This is a genomic window from Actinomadura craniellae (assembly GCF_003289645.1).
GTDB lineage: Bacteria > Actinomycetota > Actinomycetes > Streptosporangiales > Streptosporangiaceae > Actinomadura_D > Actinomadura_D craniellae.
Window position 1 is genome coordinate 145,151 of the sequence record NZ_QLYX01000017.1, and the last position, 25,135, is coordinate 170,285.

The 25,135-nt window shown below is 75.3% G+C and carries 19 protein-coding genes; 8 read left to right on the forward strand and 11 right to left on the reverse strand.

All coding sequences use genetic code 11. The features are described 5' to 3' along the window. The first annotated feature begins 17 nt into the window (after nt 1-17). Together DPM19_RS29340 and DPM19_RS29345 are read left to right on the forward strand one after the other, a co-directional pair. Nucleotides 18-1,151: an exonuclease SbcCD subunit D gene (locus DPM19_RS29340; protein ID WP_111871292.1), complete on the forward strand. Its 1,134-nt coding sequence runs from the start codon at nt 18-20 to the stop codon at nt 1,149-1,151. After that, the gene (locus DPM19_RS29345) at nt 1,148-4,171 is read left to right on the forward strand and encodes an AAA family ATPase (protein WP_111871349.1); all 3,024 of its coding nucleotides are present in this window, start codon (nt 1,148-1,150) and stop codon (nt 4,169-4,171) included. The genes DPM19_RS29340 and DPM19_RS29345 overlap by 4 nt, the downstream gene beginning before the upstream one ends. Nucleotides 4,172-4,183: 12 nt before the next feature. Here the strand turns inward: DPM19_RS29345 and DPM19_RS29350 are convergent, their stop codons facing one another. From DPM19_RS29350 to DPM19_RS29360, 3 genes are all read right to left on the reverse strand, one after another. Then, nucleotides 4,184-5,464, reverse strand: a complete 1,281-nt coding sequence (locus DPM19_RS29350; protein ID WP_111871293.1) for an ABC transporter substrate-binding protein — start codon at nt 5,462-5,464, stop codon at nt 4,184-4,186. A gap of 198 nt (nt 5,465-5,662) precedes the next feature. Continuing rightward, complete coding sequence (locus tag DPM19_RS29355) at nt 5,663-5,983, reverse strand: GroES family chaperonin (RefSeq protein ID WP_111871294.1); 321 nt, start codon at nt 5,981-5,983, stop codon at nt 5,663-5,665. A gap of 40 nt (nt 5,984-6,023) precedes the next feature. Beyond that, nucleotides 6,024-6,794 (reverse strand): SDR family NAD(P)-dependent oxidoreductase, encoded by a 771-nt coding sequence (locus tag DPM19_RS29360; RefSeq protein ID WP_111871295.1) that lies wholly within the window; start codon nt 6,792-6,794, stop codon nt 6,024-6,026. Between the two features lie 103 nt (nt 6,795-6,897). On the opposite strand from DPM19_RS29360, the gene DPM19_RS29365 reads away from it, so the two are divergent. Continuing rightward, entirely contained in the window at nt 6,898-7,695 is a 798-nt protein-coding gene (locus tag DPM19_RS29365) for a sulfite exporter TauE/SafE family protein (RefSeq protein WP_233510904.1), read from the forward strand. Here DPM19_RS29365 and DPM19_RS29370 read toward each other — a convergent pair. Further along, nucleotides 7,687-9,147, reverse strand: a complete 1,461-nt coding sequence (locus tag DPM19_RS29370) for a flavin-containing monooxygenase (RefSeq protein ID WP_111871296.1) — start codon at nt 9,145-9,147, stop codon at nt 7,687-7,689. The genes DPM19_RS29365 and DPM19_RS29370 overlap by 9 nt on opposite strands. Before the next feature lie 113 nt (nt 9,148-9,260). Here DPM19_RS29370 and DPM19_RS29375 point away from each other — a divergent pair, with 113 nt between their 5' ends. From DPM19_RS29375 to DPM19_RS29390, 4 genes are all read left to right on the forward strand, one after another. Further along, nucleotides 9,261-11,207: a DUF4132 domain-containing protein gene (locus DPM19_RS29375; protein WP_158566933.1), complete on the forward strand. Its 1,947-nt coding sequence runs from the start codon at nt 9,261-9,263 to the stop codon at nt 11,205-11,207. Next, entirely contained in the window at nt 11,207-11,578 is a 372-nt protein-coding gene (locus tag DPM19_RS29380) for a hypothetical protein (protein ID WP_111871298.1), read from the forward strand. The genes DPM19_RS29375 and DPM19_RS29380 overlap by 1 nt, the downstream gene beginning before the upstream one ends. A gap of 26 nt (nt 11,579-11,604) precedes the next feature. Further along, nucleotides 11,605-14,106, forward strand: a complete 2,502-nt coding sequence (locus tag DPM19_RS29385) for a DUF4132 domain-containing protein (protein WP_111871299.1) — start codon at nt 11,605-11,607, stop codon at nt 14,104-14,106. Nucleotides 14,107-14,289: 183 nt separating this feature from the next. Continuing rightward, nucleotides 14,290-15,504, forward strand: coding sequence for an extracellular catalytic domain type 1 short-chain-length polyhydroxyalkanoate depolymerase (locus DPM19_RS29390; RefSeq protein WP_111871300.1), 1,215 nt, complete (start codon nt 14,290-14,292; stop codon nt 15,502-15,504). A gap of 47 nt (nt 15,505-15,551) precedes the next feature. Here the strand turns inward: DPM19_RS29390 and DPM19_RS29395 are convergent, their stop codons facing one another. Further along, nucleotides 15,552-16,130: a helix-turn-helix domain-containing protein gene (locus DPM19_RS29395; protein WP_111871301.1), complete on the reverse strand. Its 579-nt coding sequence runs from the start codon at nt 16,128-16,130 to the stop codon at nt 15,552-15,554. 91 nt (nt 16,131-16,221) lie between these two features. Here DPM19_RS29395 and DPM19_RS29400 point away from each other — a divergent pair, with 91 nt between their 5' ends. Then, nucleotides 16,222-17,433 (forward strand): benzoate/H(+) symporter BenE family transporter, encoded by a 1,212-nt coding sequence (locus tag DPM19_RS29400; RefSeq protein ID WP_111871302.1) that lies wholly within the window; start codon nt 16,222-16,224, stop codon nt 17,431-17,433. 8 nt (nt 17,434-17,441) lie between these two features. Here the strand turns inward: DPM19_RS29400 and DPM19_RS29405 are convergent, their stop codons facing one another. From DPM19_RS29405 to DPM19_RS29430, 6 genes are all read right to left on the reverse strand, one after another. Then, nucleotides 17,442-18,533: a DUF3533 domain-containing protein gene (locus DPM19_RS29405; RefSeq protein ID WP_111871303.1), complete on the reverse strand. Its 1,092-nt coding sequence runs from the start codon at nt 18,531-18,533 to the stop codon at nt 17,442-17,444. A 78-nt stretch (nt 18,534-18,611) separates the two neighbouring features. Next, entirely contained in the window at nt 18,612-19,427 is an 816-nt protein-coding gene (gene ppk2, locus DPM19_RS29410; protein WP_111871304.1) for a polyphosphate kinase 2, read from the reverse strand. Nucleotides 19,428-19,444: 17 nt separating this feature from the next. Then, nucleotides 19,445-20,377 (reverse strand): diacylglycerol/lipid kinase family protein, encoded by a 933-nt coding sequence (locus DPM19_RS29415; protein WP_111871305.1) that lies wholly within the window; start codon nt 20,375-20,377, stop codon nt 19,445-19,447. Nucleotides 20,378-20,462: 85 nt separating this feature from the next. Then, nucleotides 20,463-21,629, reverse strand: coding sequence for a VWA domain-containing protein (locus DPM19_RS29420; RefSeq protein ID WP_111871306.1), 1,167 nt, complete (start codon nt 21,627-21,629; stop codon nt 20,463-20,465). Beyond that, nucleotides 21,622-24,012, reverse strand: coding sequence for a DUF5682 family protein (locus DPM19_RS29425; protein ID WP_233510906.1), 2,391 nt, complete (start codon nt 24,010-24,012; stop codon nt 21,622-21,624). The genes DPM19_RS29420 and DPM19_RS29425 overlap by 8 nt, the downstream gene beginning before the upstream one ends. Nucleotides 24,013-24,014: 2 nt before the next feature. Further along, entirely contained in the window at nt 24,015-25,124 is a 1,110-nt protein-coding gene (locus tag DPM19_RS29430) for an ATP-binding protein (protein WP_111871307.1), read from the reverse strand. Between the last annotated feature and the right edge of the window lie 11 nt (nt 25,125-25,135).

Consider the following 25,135-nt stretch of genomic DNA (forward strand, 5'->3'; position numbering starts at 1 on the left):
GCGACGATGCCCGCGTCATGCGACTGCTGCACACCTCCGACTGGCACCTCGGGCGCTCCTTCCACCGCGAGGACCTGCTGGGCGCCCAGGCCGCCTACATCGACCACCTGGTGGAGACGGTGCGCGCCGAGAACGTCGACTGCGTGCTGGTGTCCGGCGACGTCTACGACCGGGCGCTGCCGCCGGTGGACGCGGTCCGGCTGTGCAACGAGGCGCTGGAGCGACTGGCCGCCGAGCAGGTCCGGGTGGTGCTCATCGCCGGCAACCACGACTCGGCCCGGCGGCTGGGCTTCGGCGCCGGCCTGATGGACGCGGCGGGGGTGCACCTGCGCACCGACCCGGCCGGCGTGGGCGAGCCGATCATGATCGACGGCGTCGCGGTGTACGGCATCCCCTACCTGGAACCCGAGCTGGTCCGTGCCCCCTGGGAGCTGCCCGAACGCGGCCACGCCGCCGCGCTCGGCGAGGCCATGCGCCGGGTCCGCGCCGACCTGGAGCACCGCCCCGGCACCCCCTCGGTGGTGCTGGCGCACGCGTTCGTGACCGGCGGTGAACCCAGCGACAGCGAGCGCGACATCTCCGTGGGCGGCGCCGCGCACGTCCCCGCGGGCGTGTTCGAGGGCATCGGCTACGTGGCGCTCGGGCACCTGCACGGCCGGCAGGCGATGACCGACCGGGTGCGCTACTCCGGTTCGCCGCTGGCCTACTCCTTCTCCGAGGCCCGGCACCGCAAGGGCTCCTGGCTGGTCGACCTGCAGCCCGGCGGGCTCACCGCCGAGTTCGTCGACGCGCCGGTGCCGCGGCGGCTCGGCCGGCTGCGCGGGCGGCTGGAGGACCTGCTGACCGACCCGGCGCACACGGCGCACGAGGACCACTGGCTGCACCTGACCCTCACCGACCGGCAGCGGCCCGCCGCCGCGATGGAGCGGCTGCGCGGCCGGTTCCCGCACGCCCTGGTGCTGGCGTTCGAGCCCGAGGACGCCGCCCCGGAGGCCGGGCGGACCTGGGCCGAACGGATCCACGAGCGGTCCGGCCCGCAACTGGCGGCCGACTTCGTCACCGCGGTCACCGGCGCCCCGCCCGCCGCCGAGGAAAGCGACCTGCTGCACGAGGCGTTCGAGTCGTGCCGGCACCGGGAGGCCGCCACGTGAGGCTGCACCGGCTGGAGATCACCGCGTTCGGGCCGTTCGCCGGCACGCAGGTCGTCGACTTCGACGCGCTCGCGGGCGCCGGGCTGTTCCTCGTCCACGGCCAGACGGGGGCGGGCAAGACCAGCGTGCTCGACGCCGTCTGCTTCGCGCTGTACGGCCAGGTGCCCGGCCCCCGGGGCGCGGCCCGCGGGCTGCACAGCGACCACGCCCCGCCCGGGCTGGGCCCCGAGGTGGTGCTGGAGACCACCGTCCGCGGCCGCCGCCTGCGGATCACCCGGTCACCGGAGTGGGAGCGGCCCAAGAAGCGCGGGTCGGGCACCACCAGGGAGAACGCCCGGGTCGTCGTGCAGGAGTACGAGCACGGCGGCTGGACCGGGCGGACCACCCGCATCGACGAGGCCGCGCACCTGATCGAGCACCTGCTCGGCATGACGGTCCACCAGTTCTGGCAGGTCGCGATGCTGCCGCAGGGGGAGTTCGCGGCCTTCCTGCGGTCCGGCGCCGACAAGCGCCGCGAGGTCCTGGAGCGGCTGTTCGCCACCGAGGTCTTCGCCCAGGTGGAGCGGTGGCTGGCCGAGCGGCGCCGGCAGACCGGCCGGGCCGCCGAGGAACTGCGCGCCGAGGCCGAGTCCACCGCCGACCGGATCGCCGAGCTGACCGGTGCCCGGCGGCCGGAGCCGGCGAAGGCGTCCCGGCCCCGGCTCGCCGAGCCCGCGGACGAGCCCGCCGACATCGAGGTGCTCGGCCCCTGGGCCACCGAGCTGGCCGGCCAGCTCGCCGCCGTCCACGACGAGACCGCCGCCGTGCTCGCCGGCGCGGAGGCCGCGCTGGCCGCGGCCCGGACCGCCGCCGACCGGGCGAAGGCACTCGCCGACATGCGCCGCCGGTACGCCGACGCGCTGCGCCGCCGGGACGCGCTCGCCGGGCACGCCGCCGAGCGGTCCGAGCTGGCCGGGCGGCTGGAGACCGCGGCCCGCGCCGACCGGGTCGTCCCGCTGGTCCGCGCCGCCGCCGACCGGGCCGGCCGCGCCGACCGGGCCGCCCGCCGCGCCGCCGGACGGCGCGCCGCGGTCGCCGGGCTGGTCCCCGCCCAGGCCCCCGAGGACGTTCTCGCCAAGGCCGAGCGGCTGCGCCGGGACGAGGCGGCCGCGCTGGCGGGCCGCCGGGCCGAGGAGGTCCGGCTGCGCGCGGCGACCGCCGAACTCGCCGCCCTCGCGGCCGAACGCGACGGGCTCGCCGCCGAGCGGGCGGAGCTGTCGGCCGCGCTGGAGACGCTGCCCGGGCGGGTGGCGGAGCTGCGCACCGGCCTGGAGTCGGCCCGGCTCGGCGCCGCCGGGCTCGGTGGCGCCGAGGGAGCCGTCGCGGACGCGGCCCGGCGGCTGGACGCGGCCGTGCGCCGCGACCGGGTGACCGGGCTGCTCGCCGCGGCCGAGGACGAGCACCGCGCGGCCGTCGACGCCGCCCAGGAGGCACGCGACCGGCAGCAGGAGTTGCGCCGGGCCCGGCTGGACGGGATGGCCGCCGAACTGGCCCGGGGGCTGGTCGCCGGCGAACCGTGCCGGGTCTGCGGCGGCACCGACCACCCGGCGCCCGCGGCCCCGTCCGGTCCGGCGGTCACCGCCGCCGACGAGCGGCGCGCCACCGCGGCCTACGAGCAGGCCCAGGCCAGCCGGGAGCAGGCCGCGAGTCGGGTGCAGGGGCACCGCGCGGAACTCGACGGCCTGCTGGAGAACGCGGGCGAGACCCCGGTCGAGGCGCTGGCCGCCGCGCACGCGGCGGCCGAGACCGCACGGGAGGAACTGGCCGAGGCGGCGGCGGGGGCCGAGCGGTGGGCGGCGGAGCTGGCCCGCGCCGAGGCGGAGCTCACCGCGGCCCGCGACCGCCACGACACGGTGGCCGGGGCGCTGACCGCCGCCGTGACCAGGAGCGACGAGCTGGCGGCGGAGACCGACCGGCTGCGCGCCGGGCTCGCCGAGGCCCGGGGCGAGGACCCCTCCCTGGAGGCGCGGATCCGGCGGCTGGAACGCGCCGCGGACGACCTCGCCGAGGCCGCCGCGGCGCAGCGGGACGCCGAGACCGCCGCCGGGGAGCTCGCCGCGGCCCGCGCCACGGCGGAGGAGGCGGCGGCCGAGGCGGGCTTCGGTACCGCCGCGGAGGCCGCCGCCGCGGCGCCACCCGAGGCCGAGCGGGCCGCGCTCCGCGACCGGATCCGCGCCCTGGACACCGAGGAGGCGGCGGTCCGCGCCGTCCTCGACGACCCGGAGCTGGCCGCCGCCGCGGCCGGGCCCGACCCCGAACCGGGCGTTTACGCGGCCCGGGCCGGCGCGGCGGAGGCGGCCCACACCACCGCCCGGTCGGCGGTGGACCGGGCCCGCCGGCGCGTCGACCGGCTGGCCGAGCTGCGCGGCGTGCTGGACCGGCGGATCGCGGCCTGGCGCCCGGCCGCCCACCGGCACGCCGTCGCCGCCGGGCTGGCCGCCGTCGCCGGGGGCGACCCGGCGGTGAACCGGGAGCGGATGCGCCTGTCGGCCTACGTGCTGGCTGCCCGGCTGGAGCAGGTGGTGGCCGCCGCCAACGAGCGGCTGGGCCGCATGTCGAGCGGCCGGTACGTGCTCCGGCACACCGTCGACCGCACCGCCACCGAGAAGGGCCGGCGGCACGGCACCGGCGGGCTCGGGCTGATCGTGGTCGACGGCTGGACCGGGCGGGAGCGCGATCCGGCCACGCTGTCGGGCGGCGAGTCGTTCATCAGCTCGCTGGCGCTGGCGCTCGGGCTGGCCGACGTCGTCACCGCCGAGGCGGGCGGCGCCGAGATCGGCACGCTGTTCGTGGACGAGGGTTTCGGCACCCTCGACGAGGACGCCCTGGACGAGGTGATGGACGTCCTCGACGGCCTCCGCGACGGGGGCCGCGCCGTCGGCGTCGTCAGCCACGTGGCCGAGCTGCGCGCCCGCATCCCGGCCCACCTGCGCGTCGCCAAGACCCGCACCGGCTCCACGGTGACGGTCGCCGCCCCCTGAGCGGGGCGCGGGTCACAGGGAGCGGTAGCAGGGCGCGGTGAAGCGGTACGCCTCGGCGGTGGGTCCGGTGAAGGGCTCCCGGCGCACCACGACGCCGGTCAGGGCGGCGGCGTCCACGGCGGCGATGGTCGACTTGCGCAGCGCGGCGGTGTCCGGGTCGCCGCTGAAGTTGCCGGCCCCCGAGGGGAGGACGCCCTCGTAGTCGACCGAGGTGAGCTGCTTGACGGCGCGGAACAGGCCGTCCCGGGTGAGGTTCCCGTCGGCGGCGGCGCGCTGCAACGCGGCCTTGAGCGGGTAGGACAGGGCCCAGCCGGCGATGTAGGAGTCGCTGGGCTCGACCGGGCCGAGGGCCTGCCGCAGGGCCTGGTGGCCGGGGCTGTCGGTGTGGAAGGGCTTGAAGGTGGTGGACTGCTCGTAGCGGGCCTTGAGCGCGGGCCCCGCGGAGGTGGCGAGCAGGGCCTTGTCCCAGGAGGGGCCGCTGCCGATGAAGCGGCCCCGGTAGCCGCGGGCGGTGGTCTGCCCGACGATCGCCCCCACCTCGGCGGGCCCGGTGCCGAGGTAGACCAGGTCGGGTTTGATCCGCAGGACGGCGTCGACGGCGGCCTTCTGCCGCTCGGGGCCGGCCGGGGTCTCCAGCCGGGCGAACTGCAGCTTGCGGCCCGCGGCAGCGATCTTGATCCCGGCGGCGGCGTCGGCACCGTAGTCCCCGGCGTAGTGCACCACCAGCACGGACTTGATCTTGTACTGGTCGACGGCGTAGTCGACGGAGTTCATGGCGTCGAAGCAGTAGTTGGCGCCGGAGTAGACGATGAAGTCCTCGAAGTTCCAGGCCGAGGTGAACGACGCGGGCACGGCCAGCATCCGGTCGGCGCGCAGGTAGGGCAGGATCGCGTTGGTGGTGGGGGTGCCCAGGGTCTGGGCGATCGCGAGGACCTTGCCCTGGATCTCCTGGTACACCCGCCGCTGCACGGCCGGGTCGTACTTGTTGTCCCGCACGTAGGTGGTGACGTCGATGTCGCGGCCGCCGATGCCGCCCTGCTCGTTGACCCGCTTCCAGAAGGCCCGCTGCGACTCGACGGCCTTGAGCGCCAGCTCCCGGAACGGGCCCGCGCTCCGGTCGGTGAGGACGCCCAGGTAGATGCAGCCGCGGTCCTTGTGCGCCGACCTGGGGCAGGGTTCGTCACTGACCCCCGGGGCGGCCGCCGCGTTGCCGGCGTTCCCGCACCCGGTGAGGACCAGGGCCAGGGCCGCCAGCACGGCGCCGGCTCCGGTGCGGCGACCGCGTCGTACCACGGAAGTCCTCCTGCGTTGTGGGGTCAGGCGGGCCGGAGCGCGCCGCCCCCGACGCGATGAGGAACATCTTCCACCCCGGTGGGAAGATTCTGCTCACCTGGGGCCGGAGTCACAAGAGGTGGAACGTACGAGGTAATTGCCGTTTGATAACACGGCGGAAACAAACTGGAACATTCTTGAGTTGCGGTGCCCGCGGTCTCAGAGGTAGAGGCCGGTGCCGTGCTCGGGCCGCTCGCTGGCGATGGCGTGCAGGTCGCGCTCGCGCATGATCAGGTAGTCATGGCCCTGGATCTCCACCTCGTACTGGTCGTCGGGGTGGAACAGCACCCGGTCGCCGACCTTGACGGTGCGCACGTGGTGGCCGACGCCGCAGACCTCGCCCCACGCCAGCCGGTTGGATTCGCGCACGGTCGCCGGTATGACGATGCCGCCGGTGCTGCGGCGCTCGCCGGACTCCTGCTCGATCCGCACCATCACGCGATCGTGCAGCATCTGGACTTCGAACTTGGGCTGGGACACGGGTGGATTTTACTGCCTGCCGGCGAAGCGACGCCCGGTGTCAGGTGTAGCTGCGGCCGACCCGTGACGACAGGCGGCCGGACAGGGACCGCGGGACCAGCCTGGTCAGCGCCGCCACGGCCTTGTAGGGCAGGCCCGGCACGCTCACCTGGACACCCCGGCGCAGGTCGCGCAGCGCCTCGTCGACGACCCGGTCGGGGCTCAGCCAGAGCCGGTCGGGGATGTTCGACACGTCCATGTGCGCCCGCTCGTGGAACTCGGTGCGCACCCAGCCGGGGCACACCGCCATCACGTACACGTTCCGCGCCTCCGGCCGCCGGGCGAGATCCTGCATGACGCTCTGGCTGAAACCGACCACCCAGATCTTCGAGGCGCTGTAGGTGCCGCGGGCCAGGAAGGCCGCGACCGAGGCCACGTTGATCACGCCGCCCCGGCCACGCTCGATCATGCCCGGCAGTGCGGCGGAGGTCAGCCGCAGCACGGCCTCGCAGTGCACCCGGAGCATGGTGATCTCGTCCTCGACCGGGACGTCGAGGAAGACGCCCTGGTGGCCGAAGCCCGCGTTGTTGACCAGCAGGTCGACGCCCTGGGCGACCCGCTGCTCGGCGGCGGAGATCCCCTCGTCGGTGCTCAGGTCGGCGGGCAGGACCTCGACCCCGATCCGGTAGGTGGTGCCCAGCTCGTCGGCGATGCCGGCCAGCCGTTTCCCGTCGCGGGCGAGCAGGACGAGGTCGAACCCGTCAGAGGCGAGGCGGCGGGCGAAGGCGGCACCGATGCCCGCGGTCGCACCGGTGATGAAGGCGGTCGGCATGTACCTGACACTACTGTGCGGTAGATCGCACGAGTAGGTGAGCGAGACCGTTTTACCGCCTTATGCCCCACCATAATCTCTGGTTTTCTGGTGGGATAGGTAGGTGGAATGGGCGGTGGGGTTCGCGGCGGGGCTGATGATCGCGGTGGTGACCGCGCCGGTGGGGGTCTCGGGAGCGGTCTTCCTGCTGCCGGTCCAGCTCAGCGTCCTGGCGGTGCCCAGCCCCGCGGTGACGCCGACGAACCTGCTGTACAACGTGGTGGCGGGGCCCGGGGCGCTGCTGCGCTACCGGCGGGACGGGCGGCTGGCCGGGCCGCTGGCCCGGCTGCTCGTGCTCGGCACGCTGCCCGGCGTGGTCACCGGGGCCGTCGTCCGCGTCCACCTGCTGCCCGGGCCGCAGGTCTTCCGGTTCATCGTGGCGGGGCTGCTGCTGCCCCTCGGCCTCTGGCTGTGCGTCCGGACGCTGCGCCCGGCCCGGACCCCGCGGCCGGGGGAGCGGGAACCGTCCCGGGGCGCCCTCGTCGGGCTCGCGTTCGCGGTGGGCACCGCCGGGGGGATCTACGGCATCGGCGGCGGGTCGATCATCGGCCCGATCCTGGTGGGGCGGGGGCTGCCGGTCGCCCGGGTCGCGCCGGCCGCGCTCGCCGCCACCTTCGTCACCTCGATCGCGGGGGCAGGGGCGTACGCGGTGCTGGCGGCACTCTCCCCCGCGGACGCCGGGGAGATCGCGCCGCTGTGGACCCTCGGCCTGCTGTGCGGGCTGGGCGGGCTGGTCGGCGGCTACCTGGGCGCCCGGTGGCAGCCCCGGCTGCCCGAGACCGGGCTCCGGCTGCTGCTCGGCGGCCTCGCCGTGGCGGTCGGCGCCCTCTACCTGGTGCAGAGCCTCCAGAACCTAGGGTAGGCGGCGGACCTCGAAGTGCCGGGGGTCGGGCCGGCGGGTGGCGCGGCGGTAGCCGAGGGTGGACCCGGGCCAGTTGTTGGTGACCTCGCCGGCGGCGTTCATGTACCAGCTGGTGCAGCCCCGGGCCCAGATCGTGTCGCGCATCCGCCGCCGCATCTCCGCCTCGAACGCCGCCTGGACGTCGGGCCGGACGTCGATCCAGGCGAACCGGTGCCGCTCGATCGCCTGGACGCACCGCAGCACGTACCGGAACTGCGACTCCAGCATGTAGATGATCGAGTTGTGCCCGAGGTTGGTGTACGGGCCGTACAGCAGGAAGAGGTTCGGGAAGCCGCTGACGGCGATGCCGAGATGGGCCCGCGCGCCGTCGCGCCAGGACTCGCTCAGCTCCCGCCCGTCCCGTCCGACGATCTTCATGGGGGCGAGGAACTCGGCCGCCCGGAACCCGGTGCCGTAGACGATCGTGTCCACCTCGCGCGGCGTGCCGTCCGCGGTGACCACCCCGGTGGGGGTGATCCGCTCGATCGGGTCGGTGACCAGCTCCACCCCGGGCCGGGCCAGCGCCGGGTAGTAGTCGTCGGAGATCAGGATGCGCTTGCAGCCCATCGGGTAGTCGGGGATCAGCGCCGCGCGCAGCGCGGGGTCGGTGACCTGGTCCGCCAGATGGTCGTGGAACCGGCGCGCTATCACCTTCATCAACCCGGGGTGGCGCACGAACGCCGGCGCCCGGGACTCCAGCGACGTGTAGACGGCCGCCCGGCCGAGCTCGCGCAGCCCCGGCACGGCCGCGAACAGCGCTCGCGTCCCCGGCCGGTACACCCGGTCGGACTTGGCGATGACATACGGCGCCGACCGCTGGAACACGTGCAGCCGGGCCGCGGTCCGGGCCAGTTCCGGGACGAACTGGATGGCGCTGGCCCCGGTGCCGATCACGGCCACCCGCCGCCCGGCGGGGTCGAAGGAGTGGTCCCAGCGGGCGGAGTGGAAGCTCGTCCCGGTGAACGAGTCGCGGCCCGCGATGTCCGGCAGGGCGGGCCGGTTGAGCTGGCCGCACGCCGAGACGAGCACCCGCGCGGCGAACTCGCCGCGGCTGGTGGAGATCCGCCACAGCCCGGCGTCCTCGTCGAAGCGGGCCTCGGTCACCTCGGTGCCGAACCGCAGGTGCGGGAGCAGGCCGTGCCGGCGCGCGCACCCGCGCAGGTAGTCGAGGATCTCGGGCTGCGGGGAGAACCGGCGGCTCCAGCCGGCGCCCGGCTCGAACGAGAAGGAGTACAGGTGGGAGGGCACGTCGCAGGCGGCGCCGGGGTAGGTGTTGTCGCGCCAGGTGCCGCCCAGGTCGGCGGCCTTCTCCAGGATGACCAGGTCGTGGATGCCGGCTCGCCTGAGCCGGATCGCCATCCCGATGCCACCGAAACCGCTGCCGATGATCGCGACACTGTGCGGAGCGTCCATAGGAGAGTCCGAATCCCGTTCTGTCCTTTCTGTGACAGTAAACGCTGACCGCCGTCGGGGGAATGGTTCGGAATGATCCAAAAATGTCGGAGAGGGCTGGAAGTATCTCCGGCATGTCGAAGGACTCGCTCGGAACCCTCATTCTCGACGCGGCCCGGCGGCTCGTACCGGACGGCGACGACCCGGCACGCTCCCTGGCGGCCCGGGAACGCGCGTTCCGCCGCCGGCTGGACGGCGAGATCCGGTCCCTGCTGGCCGCGATCGACGAGGACGGGCCGGGACTCGACCCGGCCGGCTGGGAGGCGGTGGCGGCGAGCGACTACGCGGACTTCGCCCGCCTCGCGCTGGCGGCCGCGGCCGACCGGGCCGCGGCGATCCAGTCCGGCGAGATCCCCTACCAGCCGGAAAACGCCTTCTCCGCCAAGGAGGTCCCGGTGCTCGGCCGGGCGGCCCGGACGGCGCTGGTACGCGACGACCCCTGGCTTCCGGAACTACTCGGCCGGCTGCTGCCCGCCATCGCGGTCGCCCCCACACCAGCCCGGACGCTGCCCTCCCAGGCGCTACTGTTCGAGCTGGCCCGCGCCGTCCAGGACTTCCCCACCGTCGAGGCCGTGACCGCGCTGCGCGAGGTCCGCGGCGTCATCCGGCACCGCGGCGTCCCCAAGATGCTCGACCGCAACATCAAGCGCATCGACGCCGCGCTGGCGCTCCGGCCCGAGACGGCCTTCCGGCTGCCGGACCTGGGGTTCGCCCCGGACGGGACGCTGACCCGCACCCTGGGCGCCCACCGGGCGCGCGTCGACGAGAACGGGCTGAGCTGGCAGGGCCCCGGCGGCAAGCGGCTGCGCGGCGTGCCCACCGCCGTCCGCCGCGACCACCCCGACGAGCTCAAACAGGTCCGCGCGCTGGTCAAGCAGGTGCGCGCCCACCACACCACCCTGTTGCGGGCGCTGGAGGCCGGCTTCGCCGAGGAGATCGTCCACTCCTACGGCCGGTGGCGGGACGAGCTGGCCGGCCACCCGCTCGGCCGCCCGCTGATCGAGCAGCTGATCTGGGAGGTCGAGACGGAGCCCGGGCAGTGGCGGGCCGGGCTGCCCGCCGACGGCGGCCGGGCGCTGCACGACCCGGCCGGCACGGCCCTGCCGGCGGTGGACGACGACGCGACGGTCCGGCTGTGGCACCCCATCCGGTCGGAGCCCGAGGAGATCCGGGCCTGGCGGGACCTGCTCGTCGAGCGCGGCCTGCGCCAGCCGTTCAAGCAGGCCTTCCGCGAGATCTACCTGCTCACCCCGGCCGAGCTGGTGACCGCCCGGTACTCCAACCGGTTCGCCGGGCACATCGTGCACTACCGCCGGATGTACGCGCTGTTCAAGGAACGGCGCTGGCAGTCGGGCCTGCTCGGCCCCTGGGACGGCGGCGACGGCGGCGAGGCCGTCCGCGAGCTGGGCCGCCGGCGCTGGCGGGCCCGCTTCCGGCACGACTACGTCGAGTACACCGACGCCGGCGAGCTGGCCAGCACCGACCAGGTGCGGTTCGACCACCGCCCGCCCGGCCGGCTCTGGCGGGAGGTGCCGCTGGCCGAGGTGCCGCCGGTCGTGTTCAGCGAGGCGATGCGCGACGTCGACCTGTTCGTGGGCGTCACCTCGATCGCGGCCGACCCCGACTGGCAGGACCGGGGCGACGACCCGTACTTCGACTACCGGCGGCGGGCGGGGTTCGGCGAGCTCGACGCCACCGCCGAGATCAGGGCCGAGGCGCTGGCCCGGCTGCTGCCCCGGACCCGGCTGGCCGGGCGGGCCGAGCTCGCCGGCCGCTTCCTGCGGGTCACCGGGACGCTGCGCACCTACAAGATCCACCTGGGCAGCGGCAACATCCTGATGGAGCCCGACGACGCCTACCTGTGCATCGTCCCGGCCCGCGCGGAACCGGGGGAGCGGGTGTTCCTGCCCTTCGAGGACACCCGGCTGGCGCTGATCCTCAGCAAGGCCTTCCTGCTCGCCGACGACGCCGAGATCACCGACCCGTCCATCCTGCACCAGATCCGGAGGAGCACCCGCTGATGGCCACCGTGACCTTCCTGGACGAGACCGTCTCCGGCGAGCGGCGCGACGGGCTCGCGCTGGCCGGCCTGCCCGACGCCCTGACCGCGCGCGAGCTGATCCGGCTGCGGGTCCGCGAGGAGGTCGCTCGGCACAACGCCGCACCGTACGGGCGTTTCGCCGGCCTGGTCCAGCCGGAGGAGCCGCAGCCGGGGTGGCTGCGGCGGCTCGACTGGGAGCGGCAGGCCGACATCGCCGAGCGGGCCTTCCTGCGCAACGGCTTCTTCATGCTCGCCGGCGACCGCCAGATCGAGGAGCTGGACGAGCTCGTCGACCTGACCGGTGACCCCGAACTCGTCTTCATCAAGCTCGTCCCCCTGGTCGGCGGCTGACCGCCCGTTCGAGGAGAGAACCGACCATGAGTTACGTCCCCGACCCGCGCATCACCCCGCTGGAGGAGCGGTGGACGGCCGGGCTCGACCCCGCCGTCCGCGACCTGCTCGACCGGCTGGAGAAGGCGTACGCCGCGGACCCGGCGGCCGGGCAGGCCGTCGACGCGCTGATCGCGGCCGCCGGGGACGCCGAGCTGCCGGCCGTCGCGGTCTGGGTCCAGCTGCGGTCGCACGCCTGGGTCCAGGACGGGCGGGCGAACTCCGCCCTGCTGTCCCGGCTGACCAGCGCGCTGGCCGACCGGCGGATCGGCCGGCGGGCCGGTGAGGTGGCGGTGCTGTGGCGGCTGGCGCTCGACGTGCTGGACGGGCCGTACCCGGACCGGGCCCTGGAGCTGCTGAAGCTGCCGCTGGGCGCCACCGAGCGGCTGCCGGCGGACGAACTGCCGCCGCTGGTGGACCTGCTGGTCCGGGCCCGCGAGATCGCCGAGCTGGAGTGGCAGCCGAGGACGGCCGAGCGGCGGCGCCGCCGGATCGACCGGCTGATCGCCGCCGGCGGCGGGGGGATCCACCTGCTGCTGACCGGGCACGACGGCTTCGTCGCCCGGCTGCGGGAGACCCTCGCCACCGAACTGCAGGCGCCCGGACTGCCGGAACTGCTGGCGCACTGGGGCACCGCGACGGCCTCCCGCCCGACGGCCGGCTGGAGCCGCACGGCCGGCGAGCTGCTGGCCGCCGCGCCGACCGCGCCGCGGACGCTCCGCGCCCTGCTGACCGCGCTGGCGGAGCACCGCGAGCAGCCGGCCCTGGTGCGCGCCGTCCACCGGAGGTTCGGCGGGGGACTGCGGCAGGTGGACTGGACCGAAGTCGTCTACCTGGCCGAAGAGACCGAGACGACCGTGCGGGGAGCCGTCTGGACCCTGGAGCGGCTGGACGCCGGCTGGGTCGTCCCGCTGCTGGGCGAGGTCGCCGAGGCGGCGGCGACGCCGGTGCAGGGCGCCAACGTCCGCAGCGAGATCATCGCCAATGCGGCGGTGGCGATGCTCGCCCGCCGCCCGGAGGAGGCGGCGGTGGCCCGGCTGGCCCGGCTGCGGGCCCGGGTGAAGAAGAAGACGATCCTCAACGCCGTCGGCCGGGCGCTGGACGCGGTGGGCCGCCGCGCCGGGCTCACCCCCGAACAGCTGGTCGAGCGCGCGGTGCCCGACTTCGGGCTCGGCCCCGGCGGCCGGCGCGAGGAGCGGGCAGGGGAGTTCACCGCGGTGCTCTCCATCGACGCCGGCGGCGGGGCCGCGCTGGCCTTCGCGGAGTCCGGCGGCCGGCCGCGCAAGACCGTTCCCGCGGCGGTGAAGGAAGGTCATCCCGAGCTGCTGGCCGAGCTGCGGGGCGCCGTCAAGGAACTGAAGAGGGCGCTGCCCGCCGAGCGGTTCCGGCTGGAGGCCGCGCTTGCCGGGGGCCGGTCCTGGGCAGCGCCGGACTGGCGCCGGTACTACCTGGACCACCCGGTCGTCGGGGTGTTCGCCCGCGCGCTGATCTGGGAGTGCTCCACCGACGGCGCGACCTGGACCGCCGGCCTGCCCGCCCCGGCGGGCGACCTGACGGATGCGGCGGGGGAGACGGTACCGGTCGGGCCGGCGGCGACCGTGCGGCTGTGGCACCCGATCCGGGCCACGGCCGGGCAGGTGCGCGCCTGGCGGGAACGGCTGTACGAGCTGGAGCTGCGGCAGCCGGTCAAGCAGGCGTTCCGGGAGGTGTACCCGCTCACCCCGGCGGAGCGGGAGACCGCGACCTACTCCAACCGGTTCGCCGGCCACATCCTGCGGTACGGGCAGGCCAAGGCGCTGCTGCACGGCCGGGGCTGGACGGGGCCGCAACTGGGGCACTGGGACGGCGGCGGGGACGGCCCGGCCCGCAAGGAGATCGTCGCGCCGGACGGCGCCCGCTGGCGGGCCTGGTTCCACCTCGACCTCGTCGTGGAGTACCACCGCACCGCCGAGCACTGCTCCAGCGACCAGATCCGGTTCGACCGGCACGACGGCACCGGCTGGGTCGACGCGCCGCTGGCGGAGGTGCCGCCGCTGGTGCTGTCGGAGGCGCTGCGCGACGCCGACCTGGCCGTGGGGGTGGCCTCCATCGCCGCCGACCCCGAGTGGCGGGACCGCGGGGAGGGCCGCCACCTGGAGTACTGGCACGCGGCGGGGTTCGGCGAGCTGTCGGAGCCGGCCCGGACGCGGCGGGAGGCGCTGGCCCGGCTGCTGCCCCGGACGAAGCTCGCCGGGCGGGCGGAGCTGACCGAGCGTTTCCTGCGGGTCCGGGGCTCGCTGCGCACCTACAAGATCCACCTGGGCAGCGGCAACATCCTGATGGAGCCCAACGACGCCTACCTGTGCATCGTCCAGGCGGGCCGCGGCTCCTCGTCGGGGGTCTTCCTGCCGTTCGAGGACGAGCGGCTCTCGCTCATCCTCAGCAAGGCGTTCCTGCTGGCCGACGACGCGTCCATCACCGACCCGTCCATCACCGCACAGCTTCGCTGACGGCCTCGCGCCCCCGGCCCGGCGGATTTCCGTAAGTGCGCCGATACAATTCTTCCATTGAGCGGAAGAGGTACTTCCGCTCAATGGAAGCCGGCCGGTCGGTGGTTTTACTGATGCTCGGCCGTTATTCCGGTGTGATCCTCGATTCAATTCCGCGTTATTGCGGTGTCGAGGAGGAAGCACATGAAATCCCGATCCCTTTCCAGCGTCGCGGCCGTCGCGCTGGCGGCCGTGGTCGCGCTGGCGGCCTGGCTCGCCGGCGTGCCGCGGGCTGGCGCCGCCGTGGGCTTCAGCGAGGTCACCGGCTTCGGCAGCAACCCCGGCAACATCCGGATGTTCACCTACATCCCGACCGGCCTGCCGTCCGGCGCGCCGGTGGTGGTGCTGTTCCACGGCTGTGGCGGTTCGGCCGCCGGGCTCGACACCCAGACCGGCTGGCGCAAATACGCCGACCTGTACAAGTTCGCTCTGGTGATGCCCGAGCAGAAACAGGAGAACGTCGGCTCCGGCGGAATCGTCCCGCACAAGTGCTTCAGCGTCTGGAACGAGGCCGATCGCACCCGTTCCGGTAATGGCGAGGCCCGGTCGGTCATCCAGATGGTCGACTACATGGCGGCCAACTACGGATCGAACATGTCGCGGGTCTTCGTCACCGGCTATTCGGGTGGCGGTGCCGGGACCAACGTGATGCTCGCGGCCTATCCCGACCGGTTCGCGGCGGGCACGGTGTTCTTCGGCATGCCCTACAAGTGCGCCGACACCGAGGACGACTACTTCCGTACCGGCACCTTCGGGCCGTGCTCGGGCTCGGTGTCCAGCGTCACCGCCCAGCAGTGGGGCGACCGGGTGCGCTCGGCCCATCCCGGCTACGCCGGACCCCGGCCCAAGGTGCAGATCTGGCACGGCGGCGACGACCCGCTGATCAACCCGGTGTCGCTGGAGCGGCAGCGCGACCAGTGGACCAACGTGTTCGGGATCAGCGCCGGCCCGGTCTCCACCACCAATCCCAGGCCGGGAGTGGTCAAGAGCGTGTACGGCGCCGGCCAGGTGGAGACCTGGCTGGTGCAGGACATGGGGCACACCTACCCGGTCGATCCCGGTGGTGCCGAGGAGCAGTGCGGTACCACGTCGGCGGGCTACGACCTGATCTGCGGGCCGTACCACGCCGCGAAGTTCTTCGGCCTCGGCTCCGGCGGCGGACCGACCGAACCGCCCGCCCAGGAGTGCTTCACCGCCACCAACGCCGCGCACGTCTCTGCCGGGCGGGCCACCAACCGGCTGCTGTCGACGTACGCCGACGGGTCCGGCGACTACATGGGCCCGCGGTCCAGTTCGACCCAGCGCAGCCTGCTGCGGACGGGGACCGACCATTACGAACTGGTCGACTCCTGCCCGTGACCTGAACCTTCCGCCCGCCGCCGGCCCGTCCGGCGGCGGGCGCCCGTTCAGGGCCGGGGGTAGCGGATGAGGAGGGTGGCCCGGACGTCGTCGGGGCCTGGGGCGGCGTAGCCGTGGGGAACGTCGGACCGCCAGCTGAGGTGGTCGCCCGGGCCGCCGGTCAGTGGGGCGTCCAGCGGCCCGGCGCGGAGCGTCCCGGCGAAGACGGTGAGGTGCTCGGTGACCCCGGCGTGGTGGGCGGGCGAGACCTGCTCGGTGCCGGCGGGGAGGTCCAGCCGGTACAGCTCGTAGGTGACGTCCCCGTCGTCGAAGACCTCCAGCAGTGTGGCCGCCACGGCGGTGCCGTGCATCACCGGGACGGCGGCCGGCTCCGGGGCGCCCGGACCGGCCTCGACGAGGATGGCGGTCATCGGCACGCCCAGCTGGGCCGTCACTGCCCAGAGCGTCTCCAGGGTGGGGTTGCGGGTGCCGTTCTCCAGCCCGGACAGGGTGGCCTTGCCGACGCCGGCCCGCCGGGCGAGTTCCGACAGCGACAGCCCGCGCGCCTCGCGCAGCGCGCGCACCCGACGCCCGACATCGCGCGGATCGGTGTCCAGGGCCGGTCGCCGGGCGGGGCTGGAGTCCATTCCGCCATCCTGCTGCATCCCGGGCGCTCTGGCGCGCGGGGCCGTGGGACGCTACCTTCGTTCCGTTTACGGAACGAAGGCTGGGGGCGGGATGGGACGGTGGGCGCAGCCGGTGCTGGCCGGAGTGGTCACGGCGGTGGTGGGATTCGCCAGCTCCTTCGCCATCGTGCTGGCGGGGCTGCGGGCGGTGGGCGCCGATCCGGAGCAGGCGACGTCCGGGCTGCTCGCGCTCTGCGCGGCGGTGGGGCTCACCGCCATCTGGGCCGGCCTGCGCTACCGGATGCCGATCAGCATCGCCTGGTCCACCCCGGGCGCGGCGCTGCTGGTGGCCACCGGCGGGGTGCCGGGCGGGTTCGGCACCGCGGTCGGCGCCTTCGTCGGCTGCGGCCTGCTGATCACCGTCGCGGGCCTGTTCGCCCCGCTGGGGCGGTGGATCGCCGCCATCCCCGGGCCGCTGGCCGCCGCCATGCTCGCCGGTGTGCTGCTCGACCTGTGCCTGGCACCGGTCCGGGCGCTGGCCGAGGCGCCGGCGCTCGCCGTCCCGGTCGTGCTGACCTGGGCGGTGCTCACCCGGTTCGCCCGGCCGTGGGCGGTGCCGGCGGCGCTCGCGGTCGCGGTGGCGGCGATCGTGGCGACCGCGCCACCGGGCGGACCGGCCGGCGCGGCCCTGCGCCCGGTGATCGAGCCGACCGTGCCCGGCTGGAGCCTGCAGGCCGCGATCGGCCTGGCCCTGCCGCTGTTCCTGGTGACCATGGCGTCGCAGAACATCCCGGGGATGGCCGTGCTGGCCGGGTACGGGTACCGCCCGCCGCTGCGTCCCCTCCTGATCGGCACCGGCCTGGCCACCACCGCCGCCGCGCCCCTCGGCGGGCACGCGGTGAACCTGGCCGCGATCAGCGCCGCGCTCGCCGCCGGACCCGACGCCCACCCCGATCCGGAGCGCCGCTGGATCGCCTCGGTCACCGCGGGCACGGCGATGATCGCCCTGGGGCTGGCGGCCGGGCCGGCCACCGCGCTCGTCCTACTCTCGCCGCCCGTGCTCGTCGAGGCGGTCGCCGGGCTGGCCCTGCTCGGCGCGCTGGCCGGCGCGCTGACGGCCGCCGTCGCCGAACCCGGCCGGCGCGAGGCCGCGGTGATCACCTTCGCGGTGACGGCGTCCGGCGTCACCGTCCTGGGGGTGGGCGCGGCCTTCTGGGGCCTGCTGGCCGGAGCGGCGGCCCTGCTGCTCCGGCCCCGTGCCCCCGCCGCTCCGGCCGCCGACCCCGGGCGGGACCGGGCGGCGGCGGTACCCGGCGGCGGGTGATCCGGCGGCTACCGGTCCGGCCGGGGCTGCGCCCGGTGGCGGCCGGGACTCTGCGCGCCGCGGCGCGCGGACAGCGAGACCGACATCGCGAGCACCGTGCCCGCCACCGCCCAGGTGCCGAGCACCCAGCGCGGACCGAGGGTGGCGTGGCCGCCGAAGTAGACCGTGTTGCGCACCGCGGCGTCGGCCGCCCCGGTCGGCAGCGCCGGACCGACGGTCCGCCAGAACTGCGGCAGCAGGGCGGTCGGCGGGAGACCGCCCGTACCGGGGACGCCCAGCACCACCAGGAGCAGCGCGGCCAGGCCGAGCCCCGGCACGCCGAACAGGGCCCGCAACGCCAGGGTGGTGATTCCCGCCGCGAACACGGTCAGCGCGCCGATCGCGCAGAGCGCGGCGAAGTGACCCGGCAACGCGCCGAACACCGGGTCCACGACGGCGGCTCCGGCCAGCCCCGAGACGGCGGCGTACCCGGCGAGGATCGCCAGCCAGGTCACCGTGCGCTGCGGGTCGTCCGGGCGGGCGCCGCCGGCGGCCAGCAGCACGACGGCGGCCAGGCAGCCGCCCGCGACCCAGCTGATCGCCAGCAGGGACGGGGCCAGGCCCCACCGGTCCCCGAGCGAGGGAGCCTGGACGTCGGTCACCGTGACGGTCCGCCCGCCCCGGCGCCCGGCCTCCCGCGCCACCTGCGTGGCCGCCTGGGCGGTGGCGGGCCCGGCCGCCGAGGCCACCAGCAGGGTGTCGGCCTGCCCCGGGGCGGTGGCGGCGATGTACGCGGCGGCGGCCTCGCGGCGCAGCACCCGGGTGCGGGCCGTGGCGGAGTCGGGTGCGACGGTCGTCCGGACGAAGTCGCCCGGCAGGGCGTCGAAGGCGTCGACCATCCGCGCCGCCGTCTGCACCGGTGCGGCCACCGTGATCGGCAGCCGGTGCGGCGCCGCCGAGTGGAACGCGCCCACCGCGGAGACGACGAACCCGACCTGCAGCAGCAGCAACCCGAAGATCAGCGGTGCGGCCCGCCGGCCGGCCGGTCGCGGCGGTGGCGGGCCGCCCGGCGGCGGGCCGGAGTGCTGCGGCGCGCGGCCGGTGGCCGTGGTGGTGCTCATCGTGCCCGGGTCCCCTCGTCGACGGCACGTACCGTCCGTTCGTTTCCACGGGCGGCCAAGGGGAAGACCCAGGCGCGGTCAGGAACCGGTGAGGGTGGCGGCGTGGTCGGGGACGTAGGTCTGCGACTCCCGCGGCGGGCGCCGGTACCCCCGGGACGGCGGGCGGGCCGGCAGCTCCAGCGCCGGATGCTCCACCTCGTGGTAGGGCAGGCTCGACAGCAGGTGGGCGATCAGGTTGATCCGGGCCCGGCGCTTGTCGTCGCTCTCCACCACGTACCAGGGCGACTCGGGGGTGTCGGTCTGCGCGAACATCTCGTCCTTGGCCCGGGAGTAGTCCTCCCAGTGGGTGATCGACCGCAGGTCCATCGGCGACAGCTTCCAGCGCCGCATCGGGTCGTGCAACCGGGACTCGAAGCGCCTCTCCTGCTCGGCGTCGCTGACCGACAGCCAGTACTTGCGCAGGATGATGCCGTCGTCGATGAGCAGCCGCTCGAAGACGGGGGCCTGGCGCAGGAAGAGCCGGCACTCCTCCTCGGTGCAGAAGCCCATCACCCGCTCCACCCCGGCCCGGTTGTACCAGCTCCGGTCGAAGAGCATCATCTCGCCGGCGGCGGGCAGCTGCTCGACGTAACGCTGGAAGTACCACTCGGTGCGCTGCCGCTCGGTCGGCACGGGCAGCGCCACGACCTGCACGGTCCGCGCGCTCAGCACCTCGGTGATCCGTTTGATCGCCCCGCCCTTGCCGGCGGCGTCGCGGCCCTCGAACAGGACGACGACCCGCGCTCCCTCGGCCCGCACCCAGTCCTGGAGCTTGACCAGTTCGGCCTGCAGCCGGAGCAGCTCCGCCTCGTACACCTTGCGCGGCAGCCGTTCCCTCTCCCGGTCCTTTCCCATGCCTCCGCCCTCCCGGGTCAGCGGTCCTCGAAGCTCTGCGGGACGAGGACCCGCAGCGCGTTGGCCCGCATGACGATCGTCACCGGGGTGCGCCCGCGCAACTCGCCGTCGGCCTCCACACCGAGCGGCGGGTCGGTTTCCACGTGTACCCGGTCGTCGGTGGTGAGGAACATGTCGTCGGCCAGGCTGCGGCGGTGCCCCGCCAGCATGTGCCGCACGGTCGCCGCGGCCAGTTGCGGCAGGCCGGCGTCGCCCAGCCGGTAGACCGCCAGCAACCGGTCGTCCAGGCTGGCGTCGGCGGCGAAGGGACGGCCGCTCTGGTGGCTGCCGTTGGCGATGTTCAGCTGGTGGGTGGTCAGCTCGTGGGACTCGCCGTCGATCCGCAGGACGGCCCGGAACGGGCGGTGCCGGGGCAGCAGCCGCAGCGCGGTCAGGGCGTACGCCGAGCGGCCGGCCAGCCGCTTGAGCCGGGGCGACACCCGCTCGGCGACCTGGACCGACAGGCCGATGCTCACCATGTTGGCGAACACCTCGTCGCCGATGTACCCGACGTCGACGTCGGCGACCTTGCCGTCCCGCAGCACCGCCACGGCCCCGGCCAGGCCGACGGGCAGGTGCAGGCCGCGGGCGAAGTTGTTGGTGGTGCCGAGCGGGAGCAGGCCCAGGGCGACGTCCAGCCCGGCGAGGTGCCCGACCGCCTCCGCGATGGTGCCGTCGCCGCCGCCGACGACCACCAGGTCGGGCCGCAGCGCCAGCGCGGCGCTGAAGGTCTCGGTCAGCCGGCCGGGCTCGGAGACCGGGAAGGTCTCCAGGAAGGACAGCCCGGCCTCGGCGAGCAGCCGGCGGCTCCGGTCGAACTGGCGACGGCCCCGGCGGGACCGGGTGTTGACGATGAGGACGGCGCGGCCCTCGGCACGGATGGCGGCGTCGAGTTCCCGTTTGCTCCGCATATCGGGGGGTGTACTGCCTTCCACGGGGGACACCCTGCCACACCCGCCCGCCCGGGTACCCGGCGCGGGAGCGCCAGGGCGGGCTTCAGCGGGAGTCGGGGTCGGCGAACCCGGTGAGATCGCGGCGCTCGACGGCCGCGGCCATCAGGTCGGGGAAGGCGTCGGGGGTGCAGGCGAACGCCGGGACGCCCATCGCGGCCAGCGCCGCCGCGTTCTCCCGGTCGTAGCCCGGGGTGCCCTCGTCCGACAGCGCCAGCAGCGCGATCACCTGGACCCCGGCGGCCGTCATGTCCGCCACCCGGCGCAGCGTCTCCCGGGAGGAACCACCGTCGTACAGATCGCTGATCAGCACCAGGATGGTGTCGGCCGGCCGGTCGATCAGGCCCTGGCAGTACGTCAGCGCCCGGTTGATGTCGGTGCCGCCGCCGAGCCGGGCGCCGAAGAGCACCTCGACCGGATCGTGCAGCTGCGCGGTGAGGTCCACCACCGCGGTGTCGAACACCACCAGCGAGGTGCGCAGCGAGCGCAGCGACGCCAGCACCGCCCCGAACACCCCCGAGTACACCAGCGAGGACGCCATCGAGCCGCTCTGGTCGACGCATAGCACCACGTCGCGCTGGACCGCCTGCCGCCGCCGCCCGTACCCGACCAGCCGCTGCGGCACCACCGTCCGGTGCTCGGGCAGGTAGTGGGCCAGGTTGGCGCGGACGGTGCGGTCCCAGTCGACGTCCGCGAGCCGGCGCGGCCGCTGGACACGCGCCGAGCGGTCGAGCGCCCCGGTGATCGCCGACCGGGTGTGCCGGGCCAGCCGCTCCTCCAGCCGCCGGACCACCGTGCGCACCACCGCGCGGGCCGTCTCCCTGGTCCGCTCGGGCATCACCTGGTTCAGCGACAGCAGCGTGCCGACCAGGTTGACGTCGGGTTCCACCGCCTCCAGCATCTCGGGTTCGAGCAGCAGCCGGGTCAGGTCGAGGCGCTCGATCGCGTCCTTCTGCATCACCTGGACGACGGTCGACGGGAAGAACGTGCGGATGTCCCCGAGCCAGCGGGCCACCGACGGGGCGGACGCGCCGAGCCCTCCGCCGCGCGAGCCGCCGCCCCGGCCCCGGGCCGTACCGCCCCCGCCGCCGTACAGCGACTCCAGTGCGGCGTCCATCCGCGCCTCGTCGCCCTGCAACGTCACGCCGGTGCACTCGGCGGCCTCGCCGCCCAGCACCAGCCGCCACCGCTTCAGCCGCTCGTCGTCATTCATCGGCGCCCCTCATGTCGTGGTCGGTTCCGGTGCGGCCCTGGTCCGCGGCGGGGAAGGCGAAGCCGAGCACGGTGGCCACGGTGCGGACCGCCGCGAGCGCCCGGTCCGCGTCGACCGGGACGTCGATCGGGTCGCCGTCCGCGTCACCGTCCGGGCGGTCCGGGCGGGACGCGCCGCGGCCCAGGCCGCGGGCCCGCTCGCCGACGGCCCGGCGCAGCGGAGCCGGGTAGGCGCCGAACGTCCGGCGCAGCAGCGGCAGCACATCGGTGAACGCGTTGGACGGCAACCCCGCCAGCCACCCGTCGACCAGCCGGAGCAGGGCGTCGTCGTGCACCAGCACCAGGCCGCCGCCGCTCAGGAACCCCTCCACCCAGGCGGCGGCCCGGGCGGGCGGCTCGCCGACCGACACCGCCCGCGCCATCCGGTCCTCGACGTCGGTCACCCGCCCGGCGTCCAGCAGTAGCCGGGTGAGCCGCCCCGCCACCAGCCCGTGCGCCCGGTCGCTGCCGGCCGGCCCGGCCAGCGTGCCGAGCCACCGGTCGAGGTGGTCGTCGCGGCCCAGCAGCGACACGGCGGCGTGCACGGTGTCGATCCGCTCCAGCGCCGCCCGGGCGGCGTCGTCGTCGAGCCCGGCCAGCGCGGGCGGCAGCCCGACGCAGATCCGCACCACCAGCCCGTCGACCACCGTGCCCAGCGGGCCGACCCCGGTGCTGCGCACGTCGCCGTACCGCAGCGCCCGCACCAGCGCGGGCAGCGCGTCCATCAGATGGGCCACGTCGGCGTCGGTCGCGGCCCGGTCGGCCAGCGCCCGCATCACCGCGGGCAGCGCGTCGCCGAGATCGGCCAGCAGGCAGTCTTCGGCGACCGAGGTGAGGTCGGCCAGCGTCGTCGCGCCCGCCGCCCGGGCGGCGGCCCGCGCGGTCGCGGCGTCCCGCACGGTGGTGCCCCACGCCCCCGCCTCGATCAGGTCCACGTCGAACTCGGGCCGCCAGCACAGCGTCCAGGTTTCGCGGAAGGTGCCCTTGCCGGACCCGTTCCGCGGGCCGGGCACCCCCCAGGGGACGCCGAGCAGCCGCAACCGGTGCAGCAGCCTGCTGCGGTCAAGGTCGATCGGCTTGCGCAGGTCGAGTTCCTGCTCGCGCTCCAGCGCCGCCGGCTTGAGCCGGAGCCGGCGCTGCTCGGCCTGCAGGTCGCGCTGGAGCGGCACCATGGGCGTGCCGTCGGGCACCTCGCCCAGCCGCTCGCCGACGACCATCCGCTCGTGGATCAGCTCCAGCGGCGGGTCGGCGCCCTCGCACAGCACCGCCCGGGCGGCCTCGGTCACCTCGTCGAGCCCGGCCAGCGGGCGGCCGCGCAGCGCGGCCAGGGCGTCGGCCAGCCGGACCGCCTCGATCACGTGCGCCGACGAGACGTGCAGGTCCTCCTCCCGGAGCAGCCGGGCGGCGTCGGTCAGCCACCGCTCGATGGGACGGCCGGGCGCCGCGAACAGGTGGTGGTACCAGCCCGGGGCCCGCACCCCCGCCCCGTACCCGGACCGCTGGGCCAACCGGCCGTGCGTCCACGGCACCCAGGTCGTGGAGACCTTGATCTTCGGCAGGCCGCGCAGCGTCTGGTCGTCGCGGTTCGCCGGGACGCGCGCCAGCAGGGCGGGCACGTGCCAGGCCCCGCAGACCACCGCCACCCGTTCGAAGCCCTCCCGCAGGGTGCGGCGCAGCGTCCGGCGCATGTGCGCCTCGCGGCGCTCCTCGCGCAGCCGGACGTGCGGCGGCTGCTCGGGTGCGTGCTCGCGCAGCGCGGTCATCGCCTCCGCGATCGCCGGGAACGGCGACGGCCCCTCGCCGCGGTGCTCGACGACGTCGTCCCACCACCGCTCGGCGTCGTCGTACCCGGCGGCCTCCGCCAGCCAGCCCAGCGGGTCGAACCGGACCTGCTCGGCGACCTCCTCTGCCGGCCCTGCGCTCTCCGCCGGCTCCGCGGGCGCTTCGGGTTCCGCGGGCTCCCCGGCCTCCCCGGCTTCCTCGGCCTCTTCGTTCCCCTCGCCTTCCTCGGGCGTGGCGAGTTGGTGCGCGGCGGGCAGGTCGCAGAACCGGACGGGAACGCCGGTGTCGGCCGCGTGCCGGATCGCCTGCCACTCCGGGGAGAACGCGGCGAACGGCCAGAACGCCGCCGGCGGCCGGCCCTCGCCCTCGGCGGGCGGGCCGTACGCCAGCAGGGCCACCGGCGGGACCATCGCCGGGTCGGCGGCCAGCGCGACGATCGCGTCGGCCTCCGGCGGGCCCTCGATCAGCACCGCGTCGGGCTTGAACTCCGCCAGCGCCCGCCGCACCGCCCGCGCCGACCCCGGCCCGTGGTGGCGGATGCCGAAGACCTCGACCTGGGCCACGCTCAGGACACCTCGCGGCAGGCGCGGTAGAAGTCACGCCACTCGGGGCGCTCCCGGACCACGGTCTCCAGGTACTCCTGCCAGATCACCCGGTCGGACGCCGGGTCCTGGACGACCGCGCCGACGATGCCGCCCGCCACGTCGGCGGCCCGCAGCACCCCGTCGCCGAAGTGCGCGGCGAGCGCGATGCCGCTGGTGATCACCGAGATGGCCTCGGCGGTGCTGAGCGTGCCGCTGGGCGACTTCACCGTGGTCCGGCCGTCGACGGTGCGGCCGGAGCGCAACTCCCGGAAGACCGTGACGACCCGGCGGATCTCGGCCAGCCCGGCCGGAGTCTCGGGCAGGGTCAGCGCCCGGCCGAGCTGGTCGACCCGGCGGGCCACGATGTCGACCTCCTCGTCCACCCCGGCGGGCAGCGGCAGCACCACCGTGTTGAACCGCCGGCGCAGCGCGCTGGACAGCTCGTTCACGCCCCGGTCGCGGTCATTGGCGGTGGCGATCACGGTGAAGCCCGGCACGGCCTGCACCTCGGTGTCCAGCTCCGGGACGGGCAGGGTCTTCTCCGACAGGATGGTGATCAGCGCGTCCTGCACGTCGGAGGGCATCCGGGTGAGCTCCTCGATCCGGGCCACCGCCCCGGTGCGCATCGCCCGCATCAGCGGGCTCGGCACCAGCGCCGCCGTCGAGGGCCCCTCGGCCAGCAGCCGCGCGTAGTTCCACCCGTACCGGACGGCCTCCTCGGGGGTACCGGCGGTGCCCTGCACCAGCAGCGTCGAGTCGCCGCTGACCGCCGCCGCCAGGTGCTCCGACACCCACGTCTTGGCGGTGCCCGGCACCCCGAGCAGCAGCAGCGCGCGGTCGGTGGCGAGGGTGGCGACCGCGACCTCCATCAGCCGGCGCGGCCCGACGTACTTGGGGGTGACGGCGCTGCCGTCGGGCAGCTCGCCGCCCAGCAGGTAGGTGGTGACGGCCCAGGGCGACAGCCGCCAGCCGGGCGGCCGGGGGCGGTCGTCGTGCTCGGCCAGCCGGGCCAGCTCGGCGGCGTACTGCTGCTCGGCGTGCGGTCGCAGCACGGCGGCTTCGGGGGTGGCACCGGACTCCGAACGGGTCACGGAGGGCTCCT